The following is a 16,653-nucleotide window of genomic DNA, read 5'->3' as shown; positions in this document are numbered from 1 at the left end:
TCATGGACGGATGACGCTGCTGATCCCCGACGCCCACACCTTCATCAACTTCCGCAACGGCACCTACCAATGGGTCGATGTCCAGCATTTCCGTCGGGCTCAGTCCCCCGCCGCCGGCCACGACCGCGAGTTGCTCGCCGCCCTGACCGGGCACAGCCTGTTCGGACACGATTACGGCGGCGGCGAGGCCGGTGACGATCCGGACCGACACGGGCCGTATTGGCGGGCCCGCATCACTCCCGACTCGTACGAGCAAGCCGCCCCCGAGGCGGCCGAGCAACTGCTCCGCTCCTGGGCCGAGCAGCACGCCCCCGTCTCCCGGGCGATCCGCTCCGACCTCGAAACGCATCTTCACGCCACGCTGCGAGCCGCGGAGACCCTCTACCGCCTGCGTGGTCTCGGCCGGGAGGCGTTCCACGACTGGGGCGGCGTCCACGTCGAGTTCCACGAGTTCGTGGCGCTCACCCCCACCCACCTGACCCTGATCGTCGCCGCGGACGACTGAGCCCCTCTTTCGCCGCCGCGTTCCTGGCCTATTCCGCCTACCTGATCCTCGGGGACAGTGACGAGGTCTGGGTCAGCAGCTACGTCTTCGTCGCGCCGGTGCTCGGCGTGGTGAACGCGGCGCGCTGTCACGCCGAGCGGAAGAAGGAGCGGCGCCGCAGGCAGTCCGTGTGGTGAGCCGGGTCAGTGGCGGCTGAGCCGGGTCTCGGCGCCGAGACGGGTGAGTTTCTCCGGGTTGCGGACGTAGTACAGGCCGACGATCAGGCCGCTCTCGACCCGGACCGCCATGATGCCGTCGAGGTGGCCGTCCAGGCGGACCAGCAGGGCCGGGCCGGCGTTGACCACGGTCGGTTCCAGGGTGAGCGCCTCGGTGATCTTGCCGATCCCGCCGAGCATGAAACGGGCCACCTTGCTCGCCCCGACGACCGGGCGGACCGCCGCCTGCTTGATCCCGCCGCCGTCGCTGACCAGCACGATCTCCGGCGCCAGCACGTCGAGCAGGTTCTGCAGGTCACCGGTGGCCAGCGCGCGCCGGAACGAGTCGAGCGCGGCCCGGGTCTCGGCCGCGGTGACCGCCGCCCGCGGCCGACGGGCGTTGACGTGCCGCCGGGCCCGGTGCGCGATCTGGCGGACGGCCGCCGGGGTCTTGCCGACCGCGGCGGCGATCTCGTCGTAGTCCAGGTCGAACGCCTCGCGCAGGACGAAGACCGCCCGCTCGGTCGGCGTCAGCGTCTCCAGGACCAGCATCAGCGCCATCGAGACGCTCTCCGCCAGCTCCACGTCCTCGGCCACGTCCGGCGCGGTGAGCATCGGCTCGGGCAGCCACGGTCCGACGTACGACTCCCGGCGGCGGCTCAGGGTGCGCAGCCGGTTCAGCGCCTGGCGGGTCGTCGTACGTACCAGATAAGCTCTTTGATCTTGAACCTGATCGACGTCCACCTGAACCCAGCGCAGCCACGTCTCCTGGAGCACGTCCTCGGCGTCGGCCGCCGAGCCGAGCATCTCGTAGGCGACGGTGAACAGCAGGTTCCGGTGCGTCACGAACGCCTCGGTCGCCGGGTCGCGCATCACGTCGAGCACCTTCCGGATCAGGCGGTGAACGACTCGGGACCCAACCGCCCCCAGGCGACGAACACCGCGAGAGCAAGATAGGTGACGTTCAGCAGCATCACCGCGCTGACGCCCTCGGTGCGGTAATGCGTGATCAGCGCGCCGATCATCAGCAGGATCCAGCAGCCCGCGGTGATCGGCACGAAGACCGGCGCGATGCCGGTCAAGGCGGGCAGGACCAGACCGATCGCCGCAAGAATTTCCAGTACGCCGAGAGCCTTCACGAATCCGGCGCTCGCGCTGCCCGTCCATTCTCCGCCGGGCGCCGCGGCCAGCTTCTCCCGCGGAACGATGGTCTTGGTGAGGCCGCCGACCAGGGCGACGAGGGCGAGCAGTCCGCCGGCGATCCACAGTGCGAGGTTCATGGCCACCAGACACCACGCGCGGCGAACGCGTGACACGGTGTGGCCCAGGTCACTCCCGGAGGGCGGCGGCCAGGGCTTCGGTCAGCTCCGCCTCACCGACACCCAGCCGGCGCCCGGCCAGCACGAAGTCCCGCGCCAGCTGGGCCACGGCGGCGGCGCGTGCCTCCGGCGACGGATCGGGGAGGGCGGCGACCCGGGTGCCGGCCGCCCGCTTCGTCACCACGAACCCGGCGGTCTCCAGTTCCTGGTAGGCGCGGGCCACCGTTCCGTTGGCCAGGCCCAGGTCCTGGGCCAGCTGGCGGACCGGCGGGAGCCGGTCGCCGGCGGCCAGCACGCCGAGCCGGATCAGGTCGGCGATCTGCTGCCGGACCTGCTCGAAGGGCGGGATGGCGGAGTGCGGGTCGACCCGGATGACGGGGGAACGGGTCATCGGGCGGACGTGCCTTCCCGAGCGCCTCCCGCGCCTTGCGGGCTTTCCGCGCCCTCCTGGCCTTCCTCGCCTTTCTTCGCCAGCTCGGGTGGCGTGGACGGGCGGACCAGGGTGCCGGCGAAGTGGGCGACCAGCACGAGTCCAGCCCCGGCGAGCAGGCTCAGCCCATAGCCCCACACCGGCGAACCCCCGCCGCCGCGCCAGTCGAGCTCATGGTCGGCGTACCAGAAGGCGAGCGCGGTGAAGACGATCGCGAAGACCGCCCCGCATCCGTGCACCACCCGCTGCACCAGGGCCTGCCGCCAGGCCTCGTCGTCCCCGCGCCGCGGGCTGCGCACGATCCGCCACACGAGCACCGCGGTCAGCGCCGCGAGCAGCCCCAGGGTCACGAACGTGCTGATCAGGGTCACCGGCTCGGCGGTCCCGAAGTAGTCCACCTCATGACCGGGCCGGGGCGGCGTCCGCAGCTCGGTGAAGCCGGCGACCCCGGCTCCGAGCAGGCCGATCAGCACCAGATCCGGCCAGGCGAGGTAGTCACCGATCCGCCGGACACGCAGGCTGGCGCCGCCCGGCTCGCGGGCCGGCCGGGGCGTGACCGCCTCCCCGGCGAGCATCCCGATGACGACCGCCAGGGCCAGGATCACCGGCGCGTAGTCGAACAGCCAGCTGCGGCTCACCGCGAACCCGAGCCCCGCGCCGACGGCCAGCCCGGCCGCGCGGCATCGCCCACTGAGGGTCATGCTCATCCTCCTTGTACCGGATCGTTGGTACAAGCTAGCGATCTCCCGCTCTTGTATCAAGTCCTCGGTACAAGGCCGGAAATTGTCGGACCCGGCTGGTACTCCTGTTCCGTGCGGATCGACGAACTCATCGAGCAACTCGCCGGCGAGCGGAACTCGGCCGGGGTCCTGGCGGCGCGGGCCGCGCTGGTCGCGCGCGGCGCCGAGGCTGTGGGGCCGGTGCTGGCCGTGCTCTGCGACGTCGGCTCGCCGGTCGACTGGAGCGACAGCGGGATGGTGCTGCGGGAGATCGGGTTGCCGGCGTTCGAGCCGGTCCGGGACGCGCTGGCGGCGGCCACCGAGCGGGAGATGGCGCGGCGGTGCGGGTGGACCTTTCACGGGTTGTCCGGGGTTGAGCCGGCGGTCTACCGGGAGGCGTTGCGGCATCCGAGTCCGGCGGTGCGGCGGTCGGCGGCCTATGTGTTCCAGGGTTTGCAGGAGCGGGCGGAGCCGTTTCTGCCGGAGCTGGCGGAGTTGCTGGGCGATCCGGACGAGGGGGTGCGGCAGCGGGCGGTTTGGGCGTTCCAGGCGATCGGGGCAGTCGGGGTGCCGTTGTTGCACGCGATCCGGCGCGGGTCTGCTCCGGCTCCGGGTGAGGGCGGACCACTGTCGCTAGGCAAGCCGGCGCCTACGCGGGCCGAGCAGGCGCCGGGCGGCCAGACACGGGCCGAGCAAGCGCGAGCTGACCGGGCGCAGGGCGAGCAGGCGCCGAGCGGGCCGACGCCGGGCGGGCGGGTGCGGGCTGGGCGGCGGCGGGCCGCCGCTTTGACCGCGCTGGCCGGGATCGGGGGCTGGGATCTGCTGGAGGCGGCCGACCAGGCCGCGGTGAGCCGGCTGATCGCGGTCAAGGCCGACGGTGAGGTGCCGGGGCCGATGCATCTCTGCGGCTCGTGGTTCGCGCTGCCGACCGGGGATCAGGGGGCGGTGCTCGACGCGTTCGGCCTGGTCGAGCCGGTGCCGGTGACGATGCGGCTGGGTGAGTCGGCGTGGAACCACGACCACCATGACTGGTCCGCCGACCGGGAGCACCGCACGTGCCGCCGGATGTATGTCACTCCCGTCCTGGACGGCTGGACCCTGGTCTTCGGCAGTCCGCACGTGGCCGGCGACAGCTTCCGGGAGGCGGTGTTCGCCCGGCTCGGGGCACTCAGTGAGAGGTTCGGCGCCGCCCATTGGTATGGAGCGAGTTGCGGCGACGGCTGGACGGCCTGGAGTCTCGCGGAGCGGGGTGAGGTGGTGCGGTATTACGACGCCTTCGAACCGGAGGATCAGATCGGGGACAGCCACCCGGCGGAGGAGGGCTTCCGGTTGCCGCACGAGGACGGGTTCCCGGTGGACGCCTTCGCCGGGGTCGACGTTCACGACCCGGTGGCGTTCCAAGCTCGATATGAGCAGGTGAAGCGGGATTTGGCGATTCCGGACGAGGCGCACGCCACGACCGTTGCCGCACGGATCTCGGTCGATCCCAGCGGGTTCGGGCCACAGACCACGGTGGGCGGACGGGCGGTGCTCGCCTCGACGTCCTGCAACGCCGGGCGGCCGAGCCCGTCCGGCGCCCTGAAGATCTGACGGCGGCGCGAGTGATCAGTGGGCGTCGGCGGTGGGTGACGGGAGGTGGGTGAGCAGGGCGGGCAGGTCGGACATGGTGGTGAAGATGTGGGTGGCGCCGGCCGCCAGCAGGACCCCGGGCTCGTGGTGGGCCAGGCTGTCCGGCGGGCAGTAGCCGAAAACGGTGGCGCCGGCCGCGACGCCGGCGCGGACGCCGGTGGGGGTGTCCTCGATGACCGCGGCGCGGGCCGGGTCGACGGCGAGGGCGGCGGCCGCGGCCAGGTAGACGTCCGGCGCGGGCTTGCTGCGGGGCATCTCCATGCCGCTGAAGATCTTGCCGGCGAAGACGCGGTCGAGGCCGACCTTGGTGAGCTGGAGCTCCACCTTGGCGCGGTCGGCGCCGCTCGCGCAGGCCAGGCGACCGGCGAACAGGCGGTCGATCTCGTGGGCGGCGGTCACCGCGCCGGGGATCTCGCGCAGGTCGGCGGCGAGGGCCGCGTTGCGGCGCCGGCGGAACTCGGCGATCCACTCGGGGGTGACCGCGAACCCGGTGTGCTCCTCGATCACCCCGACCTCGTCGGCCAGCGCCCGGCCGACGAACAGCCGGAAACAGTCCGCCTCGCTGATCAGCCAGCCGAGCTCGTGCAGCATGGCGCGCAGCACCGCGTTGGTGATCCGCTCGGAGTCGACCAGCACCCCGTCACAGTCGAAGAGCACGGCATCGAACGCGGGCGTGGCGGTGTCGAGCATGCCAGCGACCCTAGCCGAGCCGCCCGACGACCTCGATGAGCTGCATCACCGCCCACCCGAGGGAGCCGAGAGCAGCGTCGCCGGCCGGCCCCAGAAAGCCCGCGAGCGCCGTCGCCGACCGGTCCCGGCAAGTCCGCGAGCGCCGTCGCCGACCGGTCCCGGCAAGTCCGCGAGCGCCGTCGCCGACCGGTCCCGGCAAGTCCGCGAGCGCCGTCACCGATCAGTTCGCGGGCCGACGGGCAGCGCCGCCGGCCGGCCCCAGAAAGCCCACGAGCGGCGTCACCGATTGATTCGCGGGAGGCCGACGGACGGCGTCACCGGGCGATCCCAACAAGCCCGCAAGCGGCGTCAACGATCGATTCGCGGGAGGCCAGGGGCGGCGTCACCGGCCGGATTGCGGGAGGCCGAGGAGTTGCAGCGTTCGCGGGTCGGGGCCGTCGTAATAGCGGTCCAGGACCTGCCGGAAGACCGCGGGATCGTCGGCGGCCTCGGCGAACAGGGTCATCGACGAGCGCAGTTTGAGGTCGTCGGGGTAGCCGAAGATCTGCGCGGCGGTGCGGTCCTCGACGGCGAGCAGCGTCTCGGCGCACTCGACGAGGCGCGGGCCGAGCACCGGGTGGGCGAGGTAGGCGCGGGCCTCGGCGAGGTCCCGGATCGCATAGGCCTGTGCGGTCGGGCTCGAGCCCAGACCGGCCAGCTGGGGAAAGACGAACCACATCCAGTGTGAGCGCTTGCTGCCCGCGGCCAGCTCGGCGCGGGCCTGCTCATGGACGCCGTCCTGGGCGCGGACGAACCGTTCCAGGTCAATCATCCGTCCCAGTCTAGGTCGTCGACCAGCCCGGACCGGCGATGCGGGCGATGTGGGCGCCGGGATCCCCGGGCACCGAGCGGCGGGCCGCGCCGAGTCCGCTCACCCCCTCCACCGTCACCTCGACGATGTCCGCGTCGGCCAGCACCGTCGTCTCGCCGCCGGGTGGCATCCGCAGGATCAGGTCGCCGTGGTCGCGGAGTTCGCCGGCCACCGCGGTCAGGCCGGCCACGCCGTTGACCAGGTAGCGGTCCAGGTGGGGGTGTGGGGTGGCGAGCAGGTGCTCACCGCGTACCGAAAGGATCCAGGGAATGCTGAGCGTGCCCGCCCACAGGGACCCGTCGCTCTCCGGGCCGCCGACCCGGGCCAGGACGCACCGGCGGCCGGCCGCGTCGAGGAACGGCGCGGCCGGGCCGAGCCGGCCCCGGCCGAAGACGCCCCAGACGCGGGCGGTGAAGTCACGGCCGTCATAGACCCCGATCGCGTACGACGGATCGGCGCCCGCCACGAGCAGCACCCACTCGCCGTCCACCTCGAACAGCCGCGGGCAGCCCCACGCCGCGTCCGCGCGCGCCGCGAGCACCCCGTCGTAGTCCCAGGTCAGCAGGTCCGCCGAGCGGTAGTGCAGGATCGCGGAGCCCCCGTTCGGCGGGGTGGCCGCGACCAGCATGCGCCAGCCGTCGGCGGCCGCCCAGACGAACGGGTCCCGCAGTCCGGAAAAGCCCTCGGTCACCGGGCCGAGCACCGGTTGCGCCGGATCGGCCCGCCAGCCGCCGGGGTCCGGCGCGGCGGTCGCGCGCCAGACCCCCTCGCCGACCCGGGAGTGGAACAGCACCGGGCCGTCGACGACCGACCCGCAGCGCGGGAGACCGCGCTCGGCCGGGACCGCGGCGACCGGGCGCTCCCGCCAGATCACCAGGTCGTCGGAGACCGCCGAACCCCAGCCCATGGCCTCGTCGTCGGCGGTGCGGTGCTCGTAGAACAGGTGGTACCGCCCGTCGACCCGGAGCACTCCGAGCACCTCGCCGACCCGGCCGTCGCGCGGTGTGTAGTGCATCCGGGGCCGGAGCCCCACACCCGGTCCAACATCCATGCCTCTGCGTAACATCGCCGGGTCGCCGGCGCCAGAGCGCAGAGTGCCAATGCCGGGTCAGTTGTCGAATTCACCGTCTTTCGCGCCGCCGACGAACGCCGCCCACTCGGACGGGGTGAAGAACAGGATCGGTCCGTCGGGATTTTTCGAGTCACGAACCGCGCGGCCCCCGTCGGGCAGGTCGGCCACCTCCACGCAGTTGTCCGAGTAGCTCCGGGTGCTCCGGCGCCAGACCGCCGTGAGCCGGTCAAACTTCGCGGCATAGGTCTTCTCTGTCATCTCGCACCTCCGGGGATATTCTGAGCATTGCTCAGAACCGAGACTGTCCGAGATTTGTCTTACGTTCCGGAACGGCACGATCGATGCACGTGCTTCCGCCCGTGCGGCACGAGACGGAAAAGGTTCATCCGCCGCGCGCAGCTCCGGCAGCAGCTCAGCGGGCCGGTCCAGGGCGGCCGGCTCCCCGCCGCGCGGCATCAGGATCAGCTCGGTGAAGCCGGCCCGGGCGAACGCGGCGGCCGCCCGCAGCAGCGCGTCCGGCGTCGGCGGCACCGGGAACTGCACGGCCCGGCGCAGGCTCGACGGATTCCGGCCCACCTGGGCGCAGTGCCGGTCGAGCACGCCGGCGAGCCGGACCAGGTCGCCCGGCTCGGTGTCGAACGTGGCGGTCAGCCACACGTCGGCCCGCTCGGCGACCACCCGCAGGCGCGCCGCTCCCCGTTGCTGGCCAGCCAGAGCGGCATCGGGCGCTGCACCGGCTTCGGGTCGGAGACCGCGTCGAGCAGCCGGTAATACGTCCCGTCGAAGCCGGCCACCGGTTCGGTCCAGAGCCGCCGCAGCACCTGGGCGGCCTCGCCGAGCCGCTCGACACGCTCGCGGGCCGCGAGCACGGGCAGGCCGAGCATCTCGTCGGCGCCCGGGTCTCCCCCGGCGCCCAGCCCGAGGTCGAGCCGGCCGCCGCTGACGTGGTCGACGACGGCCGCCATCTTGGCGAGCAGCGCCGGGTGCCCCGACCCCGCCGACCGGCGGCGCAACCTGGTGCACCTGACCGCGGCCGGGCGGCGGGCGCTGGACGAGGGCGACCGGGCGTACGCGCGGGCCGAGGCGGTCTTTTCCGTCGACGCGGAGCGGTTGCGCGACCTGCTGCGGCGGGCGCTGTCAGAAGAGGGTCAGCGGCTCGTCGGGCACCGGGAGCGGGGCCGGGTCGGGCAGCGGCGGCAGCTCCGGGACCTGGGCGCGGACCTCGGCGTGGAATCGCCGCGCCAGCTCCGGGGCGTCGGCGTTGTCCGGGGTGTGCACGAAGACCGTCGGTGAGCGGCCCTCGCGCAGCCAGCCGGCGACCGTGGCCACCCACGGCTGCCAGCCGGCCACGGTCCGGGCGGGATCGTCGCGGCCCAGGTAACGCAGGATCGGGCGGTCGGTGAGGGCGGTGTCGCGGCGGGGCATGCGTGGCTTCTTCAGCCAGGCGTCGCGCTCGGCGTCGCTGGTCGGCGGGCTGTCGAAGAACGCGACGGTGTCGAACGGGACCCACTCGGCGCCGTGCTCGGCCAGGACCCGTTCCAGACCACGGGGGTCGGCGAAGAAATCCGGGTGGCGGACCTCCACGGCGTACCGGAAATGTGCCGGCAGGGAGCGCAGGAACCGGGAGAGGACAGCGGTGTCGGCGGGTCCGAAGGACCCGGGCAGCTGGATCCAGAGCGCCGCGGCGCGCGGGCCGAGCGGCTCGATCGCGTCCAGGAAGCTGCGCAGTTCCTCCTCGGCGCCCTGCATCCGCAGCTCGTGGGTGATCCGCTTGGGGATCTTCGGGATCAGGCGGAAGTCGGGGGCGGTCTGCTCGGCCCAGGTGGTCACGGTCTGCCGGGCCGGAGTCGCGTAGAACGTGGTGTTGCCCTCGACCGCGTTGCACCACCCCGCGTAGGCGCGCAGCTTCTCCCCGGGCGGCCGGGAGAACGGCCAGGATTTCAGGGACCACATCGCGCAGCCCACGTGCAGGGCCTGGACACCGGATCGCACGGGGCAACGGTATCCGGGTACGGTCACCCTTTCTCACGGGGAGGTCGGGATGCCGTACACGCCGGGTGAGGTCGCCGGGAAGATCGGCGTCAGCATCGACACACTGCGCTACTACGAGCGGATCGGGCTGCTGCACGGCATCGAACGGACCACCGGCGGGCAGCGGGTGTTCTCCGACGACGACCTGAGCCGGATCGGGCTGCTGCGCTGCCTGCGCGACTCGGGCATGCCGATCGCCCGGCTGCGGCGTTTCGCCGAGCTGCTGCACGACGGCCCGGACGCTGCCGAGCAGCGCGTCCAGCTGCTCGCCGAGCACGACCGGGAGATCGACGAGAAGGTCGCGCGGCTGCGCCGGGAACAGGCTCGCGTGCGCGACAAGATCGCCTGGTACCGTGCCGAGACCGCTCGGCTCAAGGAGGCTCAGTGACCCGGATCCCGATCCGCGTCGCATCGATCGCGCTGCTGCTCGCCGGCCTGGCCGGTGGGGTCTACCTGGGACAGCTGCGACCGGCCCCGAGCACCGAACTGGACGCCGCGCAGGTCGAGATCGCCGACATGCAGCTGCTCAAGGACCGGCAGAACGAGCATGCCGCGGCCCGCGCCCGGCAGACCGTCGCCGAGAACGCGGCCCAGCAGAAGGCGGCCGCGGTCGCCAGGGCCGCCGCCGCCGACGCGAAGGACCTGGAGCAGAGCGTCAAGAAGGCGAAAGCGGCCGCCGCGGCCGGTCCGGCGGCCTTCACCGGCGAGATCCCGAAGTCCTGCAACGAGTTCAGCGGCAGCCGGGCGATCGGGTGCGCGCTCACCTTGCAGGCCGGGTTCGGGCTGGACCAGTTCGCCTGCCTGAACAAGCTGTGGGCCAAGGAGAGCGGCTGGAACTACCGGGCGGAGAACCGCAGCTCCGGGGCGTACGGGATTCCGCAGTCGCTGCCCGGGAGCAAGATGGCCGCGTTCGGCGCCGACTGGAAGACCAATCCGGCCACGCAGATCAAGTGGGGCCTGGATTACATCAAGAAGCGCTACGACACCCCCTGCGGCGCCTGGGCTCACTCCGAGAAATACAACAACTACTAGATCTTTCGGTACGCCCATCGCGCGGGAAGCGTTCAACTTCGCCGGGTTCCGACCGATGTGCCCCAAGTGGCACCACCGCGGCAGCGGTGGTGAGAGGGGAGCGGTGATGCAGCGAAGCGGGACGCCCGGACGACGGCGCCTGCCCTGGAGCCTGATCGTGATCGCCGGCGCCTACCTGGTGCTCGCCGGAGCGTTCCTGGCGACCCGTGGCAGCGCCGTCTTCTTCGCGACCGTGATCCCGGTGGGGTTCCTGTCCGGCAACCTCATCGCTCTCGGTTTCGGTGTCCGCGCCTGGCGTCATCGGGGACTGTCGGGCCGATCGCGGCGGGCCTGGGCGCTGATCGCGGTGAGCTCGGCCGCCCTGATCCTGTCGATCGCCGGCTATGCCGCGACCGGCCAGGCCGGCAACACGGCCGTCGTCCCCTCCCTCGGCGACCTGGCGCACGCGTTCTTCCCGCCGGCGATGCTGGCCGGGCTGCTCACCTTCCCCACCACCGGCCGCAGCCGCCGGGAGGCGGCGAAGAACCTGCTGGACGTGCTGACCGTGGTGGGCTGCGGCTTCATGATCCTCTGGTTCCTGGTCATCGGGCCGACGGTCGCCGCCGGTGACCTGTCCGCTCTGCAACTGGCCACCGCGATGGGCTACCCGCTCGGTGATCTGGCGCTGCTGCTGGGCGCCGTCATCGTGCTGGTCCGGGGCACCACCGCCGACCGCAAGCCGGTGCTGTTCCTGATCGCCGCCCTCTCCTTCCTGATCGTCGGCGACGCCTACCTCGGTTACATCAAGAGCCACCCGCACGCCGGTGGCACACCGACATGGCAGCTGGGATGCTGGCTCACCGCCTGGTACCTGATGGCCTTCGCCGCCGCCCTGCAGTGCCACCAGGCGAGCCGGCAGCGTCATGCCGAGCGCCAGGAGGAGCCGCTGCGGCGAGTGAGCTCGCTGCCGTACGTCGCCACCGGGGTGGCCTACCTGGTGCTGTTCTGGGCGGCGTGGCTTGCCGGTCTCTACCCCTGGGCGGGTCTGGTGGCCGGCGCCGCGCTGGTCACCGGGGCGGTGGCCGCTCGGCAGCTGGTGGCGCTCCGGGAGAACCACCAGCTGGTCGTGACCGACAACCTCACCGGCCTGGCGAACCGCAGGCAGCTGCACGCCAGTCTGGCTCGTGCTCTCGAGCGCAGCCGCCGCCTGGGCACGCCGGTCGGGGTGCTGCAGATCGACATGAACGGCTTCAAGCAGATCAACGACACGCTCGGGCATGAGGCCGGTGACGCCATGCTGGTCGCGTTCGCCGGGATCCTGAAGGACAGCATTCTCGGGTCCGACACCGTGGCCAGGCTCGGCGGTGACGAGTTCGCGGTGGTGCTGAACAACTGCGGTGGCAGCGTCGGCGCGGTCACGGTGGCCCAGCGGATCATCGATGCGATGGCCGAGCCGGTCATGATCGCCGGCCAGCCGCGGAACCCCGGCGCCAGCATCGGCGTCGCCGTCATGGAGGCGGCGGCGCTGCCGGACGGCAACGCCGAGGCGATCCGGAAGCTGCTGCACGACGCGGACCTCGCGATGTACGCCGCGAAACTGCAGAAGCCGGAGAACGCCTGGCGCCTGCACGTCCCGGAGCCCGAGCCGTACCTGACGGCGTTCGCCGACCAGGCCGACGACCGAGGGTGACCCGTCCGGATGCCCGGCACCACCGCTCACGTGGTGCCGGGACGGCTCGGGGCGTACCTAAACCGGGTTTTCAGTAGCGGCAGCGGAGGACCACCAGCGCGTGGCGGACGACGTCGACCCGGCTGGCGGCCCGGGCGGTCTTGCGGCGGCGGGCCAGCAGCGGATCGGCGGTGTGGGCGACGATCTCCCAGGTCTTGCCGTACTCGCGGGGCGGCAGCGTGAACGCGACGTCCTCGTTCAGGGGGTTGAACAGGAGCAGGAACGAGTCGTCGGTGATCTCCTCGCCGAGCGCGTCGCGTTCCGGGATGCCGTGGCCGTTCAGGAAGACCGTCATGGTCATGCCGCTGCGGGTGTTCCAGTCGGCATCGGTCATCACCTCGCCGTCGCGACGCAGCCAGGCGATGTCCGGCAGCTTGTTCTCGTCGGCGAAGGAGCCGGTGAAGAAGCGGCGGCGGCGGAAGATCGGGTGCTCGGCGCGCAGCCTCAACAGCAGCCGGGTGAAGTGGGTGAGCACGTCCTCCTCGCGGGCGTCCTCCCAGTTCACCCAGCTCAGCTCGTTGTCCTGGCAGTAGACGTTGTTGTTGCCCTGCTGGGTGCGGCCCAGCTCGTCGCCGTGGGCGATCATCGGGACGCCCTGGCTGAGCAGCAGGGTGGCCAGGAAGTTCCGCTTCTGCCGCTCGCGCAGCACGATGACGTCCGGGTCGTCGGACGGCCCCTCGACGCCGCAGTTCCATGAGCGGTTGTAGCTCTCGCCGTCGCGGTTGCCCTCGCCGTTCGCGTCGTTGTGCTTGTCGTTGTACGACACCAGGTCGTGCAGGGTGAACCCGTCGTGCGCGGTGACGAAGTTGATCGACGCGATCGGGCGGCGGCCGTCGTCCTGGTACAGGTCGGAGCTGCCGGTGAAGCGGGAGGCGAACTCGCCGAGGCTGGACGGCTCGCCGCGCCAGAAGTCGCGGACCGAGTCGCGGTACTTCCCGTTCCACTCGGTCCAGTTCGGCGGGAAGCCACCGACCTGGTAACCGCCGTCGCCGACGTCCCACGGCTCGGCGATCAGTTTCACCTGGGAGACCACCGGGTCCTGGTTGACCAGGTCGAAGAACGCGGCGAGCCGGTCCACCTCGTGGAACTCCCGGGCCAGCGCGGCGGCCAGGTCGAACCGGAAGCCGTCGACGTGCATCTCGGTCACCCAGTACCGCAGCGAGTCCATGATCAGCCGCAGTGACTCGTGGTGCCGGACGTTCAGGCTGTTCCCGGTGCCGGTGGTGTCGTAGTAGTACTGCTTGTCGTTCTCCACCAGGCGGTAGAAGGCGGCGTTGTCGATGCCACGGAACGAGAGGGTGGGGCCGAGGTGGTTGCCCTCGGCGGTGTGGTTGTAGACCACGTCCAGGATGACCTCGATGCCGGCCTGGTGCAGCGCCTTGACCATCGACTTGAACTCCTGCACCTGCCCGCCGCCCCCGCCGAACGAGGAGTAGCCGTTGTGCGGGGCGAAGAAGCCGATGGTGTTGTAACCCCAGTAGTTCGTCAGGCCGCGCTCGATCAGGCCGCTGTCGTGCACGAACTGGTGCACCGGCATCAGCTCGACGGCGGTGATGCCGAGCCGCTGGAAATACTTGATCATCGCGGGGTGGGCCAGGCCGGAGTAGGTGCCCTGCACGTCCGCCGGGATGTCCGGGTGCCCGATCGTCATGCCCTTGACGTGCGCCTCGTAGATCACCGTCTCCCACATCGGGATCTTCAGCGGCCGGTCGTTGCCCCAGTCGAAGAACGGGTTGATCACCACGGAGCGCGGGGCGAACGGGGCCGAGTCGGTGTCGTTGTACGACTGCGGATCGCCGAAGTTGTACCCGAACAGGGCCTGGTCCCAGCGATAGTCCCCGTCGATCGCCTTCGCGTACGGGTCCAGCAGCAGCTTGCTCGGGTTGCAGCGCAGCCCCTGCCCGGGGTCGTGCGGGCCGTGCACCCGGAAGCCGTACCGCTGGCCGGGCGTGATCCGGGGAAGGTACCCGTGCCAGACCAGCGCCTCGCGTTCCGGCAGGTCGACCCGGGTCTCGATGCCCGCGTCGTCGAACAGGCACAGCTCCACCCGCTCGGCGACCTCGGAGTAGATGGCGAAGTTCGTCCCACCGCCGTCGTAGGTCGCACCCAGCGGGTACGGATTGCCTGGCCAGATCTTCATGCCGCCTGCCATGCCCACATGGTTACCACGGGAAAACCCGCCGCCGATGTGACCCGCCGCTCATCCGACGGGTGTCCGTAGTTCTGTCACCTGTGACAGTGCTGGTGGATATCGTGGGTTTTGTTCATATTCACGGGAGGCCGGGGTGGACCTGCTGGGCACGCCGCCATGAGCACGCCGGAACCGATCGTGATCGTGGGCTGCGGCGGCCACGGCCGGGAGATCTTCGGCATCATCGCCGCGGTCAACGACGTCGGCGACGTGCCGTGGAAGGTCATCGGGTTCGTCGACGACACGCCGTCGGAGGAGAACCTGCGGCTGGTCGGGCTGCTCGACTCGGCCTGGTTGGGGCCGAGCTCGACGCTGGCAGGGCTGGACGCCCGCTACGTGATCGGGATCGGTGATCCGCGGATCCGGGCCGCGGTCGCCGGACGGCTGGACGGAGTGGGCCGGCCGGCCGCCCCGCTGGTGCATCCGGCGGCGACCGTCGGGCCGGCGACCACGCTGGCCGAGGGCGTGGTGATGTTCGCCGGGGCGCGGGTGACCACGAACGTGACGCTGGGGCGGCACGTGCACCTGAACCAGAACGCGACGGTCGGGCACGACTCGGTCCTCGGCGACTGTGTGCAGGTGAACCCGTCGGCGGCGGTGTCCGGGAGCTGCCGGATCGGCAGCCGGGCGCTGATCGGCACCAACGCGTCGGTGTTGCAGGGCCGCAGCGTCGGCGAGGGCGCCCGGGTCGGCGCCAACGGGTGCGTGATCCGGGACGTGCGCCCCGAGCAGACCGTCAAGGGCGTCCCGGCCGTGTAGGGCGGCTCGCCGGGTGGCCGGGTAGAACTGACCCGTGCCCCGCCGCTACCTCGTCCTGGCGATCTGCTGCATGAGCCTGCTGATCATCAGCCTGGACGTCACCGTCATGAACATCGCGCTGCCCGCCATCCGCGACGACCTCGGCGCCCCGGTCTCCGGCCTCCAGTGGACCATCGACGGCTACACGCTGGTCCTGGCCAGCCTGCTCGTCCTGGCCGGGTCGGTCGCCGACCGGGTGGGCCGCCGCCGGGTGTTCCAGACCGGCCTGGCGATCTTCACCACGGCGTCCCTGCTGTGCAGCGTCGCGCCGAACCTGGAGGCGCTGGTCGCCTTCCGGGTCCTCCAGGCGATCGGCGGCTCGATGCTCAACCCGGTCGCCATGTCGATCATCACGAACACCTTCACCGAGCCGCGCGACCGTGCCCGCGCCATCGGCGTCTGGGGTGCGGTGACCGGTTTCGGCATGGCGATCGGCCCGCTGGTCGGCGGCTTCCTGGTGCACGGTTTCGGCTGGCAGTCGATCTTCTGGATCAACGTGCCGATCGGCGTCGCCGCGCTGATCCTCACCGCCCTGTTCGTCCCCGAGTCGCGGGCGCCGCACCCGCGCCGCCTCGACCCGGTCGGTCAGCTCCTGGTGTTCCTGCTGCTCGCCGCGGTGACCTTCGGGATCATCGAGGGTCCGGGCGCCGGCTGGTCGTCGCGGGAGATCCTCGCCTGCTTCGGGGTCGGCGGGCTCGCCCTGCTCGGCCTGCTCCGGTGGGAGCCGCGCCGCGCCGAGCCGCTGATCGACCTCGCGTTGTTCCGCAGTCCACCGTTCTCCGGTGCCGTTCTGATCGCGATCTGCGCCTTCTCCGGCCTGGGCGGCTTCCTGTTCCTGAACGCGCTGTACCTGCAGGAGACCCGCGGCCTCTCCGCCTGGGAGGCGGGCCTCTGGACGCTGCCGATGGCCGCGGCGACCGCGCTGGTCTCGCCCCTCGCCGGGCGGCTGGTCGGCACCCGCGGCACCCGCCTGCCGCTGCTGATCGCCGGGAGCGGGATGGCGCTCGGCGTGCTGCCGCTGACCTGGGCCGGGCCGGACACCGCCGCCTGGCCGCTGCTGCTCGGGTACCTGCTGTTCGGGATCGGCTTCGGCATGGTCAACACGCCGATCACCACCACCGCGGTCTCCGGCATGCCGCGCGAGCGGGCCGGGGTGGCCGCCGCCATCGCCTCGACCAGCCGGCAGGTCGGCAGCGCCCTCGGCGTCGCGGTGATCGGCGCGGTCCTGGTCTCCGGGAGCGGCCACGCCGGCGCGTGGATCCTGGTCGGGCTCGGCGTCGGCGTGCTGCTGCTCGGGCGCGCCAGCACCGGCGCCTGGGCCCGCGAGCACGCACACACCCCACCCACGACGGCACTGTCCCGCTGACCGTTTCCGATCAACCCCAAAACCTTCAGACCCGCTTTCGGTACGCCCGGAGCACCCGCCCGCGGATGATCTGCGGACGGGGCTCCCCGGCGTACCGTAAATCGCTTGTGAAATGGCAG

The 16,653-nt window shown here is 71.7% G+C and carries 18 protein-coding genes; 7 read left to right on the top strand and 11 right to left on the bottom strand.

What is annotated here, in order from left to right; all coding sequences use genetic code 11:
- Window positions 1-10: 10 nt before the first annotated feature.
- The gene (locus Aiant_RS37035) at window positions 11-505 is read left to right on the top strand and encodes a hypothetical protein (protein ID WP_229830262.1); all 495 of its coding nucleotides are present in this window, start codon (window positions 11-13) and stop codon (window positions 503-505) included.
- A gap of 182 nt (window positions 506-687) precedes the next feature.
- Here the strand turns inward: Aiant_RS37035 and Aiant_RS37030 are convergent, their stop codons facing one another.
- Genes Aiant_RS37030 through Aiant_RS37015 form a run of 4 tightly spaced genes read right to left on the bottom strand, consistent with a single transcriptional unit; the run spans window position 688 to window position 3,149 of the window.
- Window positions 688-1,572 (bottom strand): RNA polymerase sigma-70 factor, encoded by an 885-nt coding sequence (locus Aiant_RS37030; protein ID WP_189331857.1) that lies wholly within the window; start codon window positions 1,570-1,572, stop codon window positions 688-690.
- 20 nt (window positions 1,573-1,592) lie between these two features.
- Complete coding sequence (locus Aiant_RS37025; protein WP_189331601.1) at window positions 1,593-1,979, bottom strand: DoxX family protein; 387 nt, start codon at window positions 1,977-1,979, stop codon at window positions 1,593-1,595.
- 49 nt (window positions 1,980-2,028) lie between these two features.
- On the bottom strand, window positions 2,029-2,409 hold the full coding sequence (locus Aiant_RS37020) for a GntR family transcriptional regulator (protein ID WP_189331602.1): 381 nt from the start codon (window positions 2,407-2,409) through the stop codon (window positions 2,029-2,031).
- Window positions 2,406-3,149, bottom strand: coding sequence for a hypothetical protein (locus Aiant_RS37015; RefSeq protein ID WP_189331603.1), 744 nt, complete (start codon window positions 3,147-3,149; stop codon window positions 2,406-2,408). Before Aiant_RS37015 ends, Aiant_RS37020 begins: the two co-directional genes overlap by 4 nt.
- Before the next feature lie 111 nt (window positions 3,150-3,260).
- Here Aiant_RS37015 and Aiant_RS37010 point away from each other — a divergent pair, with 111 nt between their 5' ends.
- Entirely contained in the window at window positions 3,261-4,757 is a 1,497-nt protein-coding gene (locus Aiant_RS37010) for a HEAT repeat domain-containing protein (protein WP_189331604.1), read from the top strand.
- Between the two features lie 15 nt (window positions 4,758-4,772).
- On the opposite strand, the gene Aiant_RS37005 is transcribed toward Aiant_RS37010, so the two are convergent.
- From Aiant_RS37005 to Aiant_RS36980, 6 genes are all read right to left on the bottom strand, one after another.
- Complete coding sequence (locus Aiant_RS37005) at window positions 4,773-5,486, bottom strand: HAD family hydrolase (protein WP_189331605.1); 714 nt, start codon at window positions 5,484-5,486, stop codon at window positions 4,773-4,775.
- A 382-nt stretch (window positions 5,487-5,868) separates the two neighbouring features.
- Complete coding sequence (locus Aiant_RS37000; protein ID WP_189331606.1) at window positions 5,869-6,297, bottom strand: DUF1810 domain-containing protein; 429 nt, start codon at window positions 6,295-6,297, stop codon at window positions 5,869-5,871.
- A 10-nt stretch (window positions 6,298-6,307) separates the two neighbouring features.
- Window positions 6,308-7,351, bottom strand: a complete 1,044-nt coding sequence (locus tag Aiant_RS36995) for a glycoside hydrolase family 32 protein (RefSeq protein ID WP_189331607.1) — start codon at window positions 7,349-7,351, stop codon at window positions 6,308-6,310.
- A gap of 93 nt (window positions 7,352-7,444) precedes the next feature.
- A complete protein-coding gene (locus Aiant_RS47150; RefSeq protein ID WP_425322644.1) occupies window positions 7,445-8,086 on the bottom strand; it encodes a DUF397 domain-containing protein in 642 nt (213 codons plus the stop codon).
- Window positions 8,056-8,421 carry an LLM class flavin-dependent oxidoreductase gene (locus tag Aiant_RS36985; RefSeq protein ID WP_212846629.1) on the bottom strand — a complete coding sequence of 122 codons (366 nt, stop codon included), beginning with the start codon at window positions 8,419-8,421 and terminating at the stop codon, window positions 8,056-8,058. The genes Aiant_RS47150 and Aiant_RS36985 overlap by 31 nt, the downstream gene beginning before the upstream one ends.
- 124 nt (window positions 8,422-8,545) lie before the next feature.
- Complete coding sequence (locus Aiant_RS36980; protein WP_189331859.1) at window positions 8,546-9,361, bottom strand: DUF72 domain-containing protein; 816 nt, start codon at window positions 9,359-9,361, stop codon at window positions 8,546-8,548.
- A gap of 88 nt (window positions 9,362-9,449) precedes the next feature.
- On the opposite strand from Aiant_RS36980, the gene Aiant_RS36975 reads away from it, so the two are divergent.
- The 3 genes from Aiant_RS36975 (at window position 9,450) to Aiant_RS36965 (ending at window position 12,140) form a co-directional block, all read left to right on the top strand.
- Window positions 9,450-9,827 carry a MerR family transcriptional regulator gene (locus Aiant_RS36975; RefSeq protein ID WP_189331608.1) on the top strand — a complete coding sequence of 126 codons (378 nt, stop codon included), beginning with the start codon at window positions 9,450-9,452 and terminating at the stop codon, window positions 9,825-9,827.
- Complete coding sequence (locus Aiant_RS36970) at window positions 9,824-10,471, top strand: aggregation-promoting factor C-terminal-like domain-containing protein (protein ID WP_189331609.1); 648 nt, start codon at window positions 9,824-9,826, stop codon at window positions 10,469-10,471. Before Aiant_RS36975 ends, Aiant_RS36970 begins: the two co-directional genes overlap by 4 nt.
- A 106-nt stretch (window positions 10,472-10,577) precedes the next feature.
- Entirely contained in the window at window positions 10,578-12,140 is a 1,563-nt protein-coding gene (locus Aiant_RS36965) for a GGDEF domain-containing protein (protein WP_189331610.1), read from the top strand.
- A 70-nt stretch (window positions 12,141-12,210) separates the two neighbouring features.
- On the opposite strand, the gene glgX is transcribed toward Aiant_RS36965, so the two are convergent.
- Entirely contained in the window at window positions 12,211-14,319 is a 2,109-nt protein-coding gene (gene glgX, locus Aiant_RS36960) for a glycogen debranching protein GlgX (protein ID WP_189331611.1), read from the bottom strand.
- Window positions 14,320-14,487: 168 nt separating this feature from the next.
- On the opposite strand from glgX, the gene Aiant_RS36955 reads away from it, so the two are divergent.
- Window positions 14,488-15,129 carry an acetyltransferase gene (locus Aiant_RS36955; protein WP_189331612.1) on the top strand — a complete coding sequence of 214 codons (642 nt, stop codon included), beginning with the start codon at window positions 14,488-14,490 and terminating at the stop codon, window positions 15,127-15,129.
- Between the two features lie 34 nt (window positions 15,130-15,163).
- A complete protein-coding gene (locus Aiant_RS36950) occupies window positions 15,164-16,534 on the top strand; it encodes an MFS transporter (RefSeq protein WP_212846620.1) in 1,371 nt (456 codons plus the stop codon).
- Window positions 16,535-16,653 lie beyond the last annotated feature (119 nt).

The sequence above is a fragment of the Actinoplanes ianthinogenes genome, assembly GCF_018324205.1.
Taxonomy (GTDB): Bacteria; Actinomycetota; Actinomycetes; order Mycobacteriales; family Micromonosporaceae; genus Actinoplanes; species Actinoplanes ianthinogenes.
Note: the sequence above shows the minus strand (reverse complement) of the source record. Positions and strands in the feature narration are given on the sequence as shown.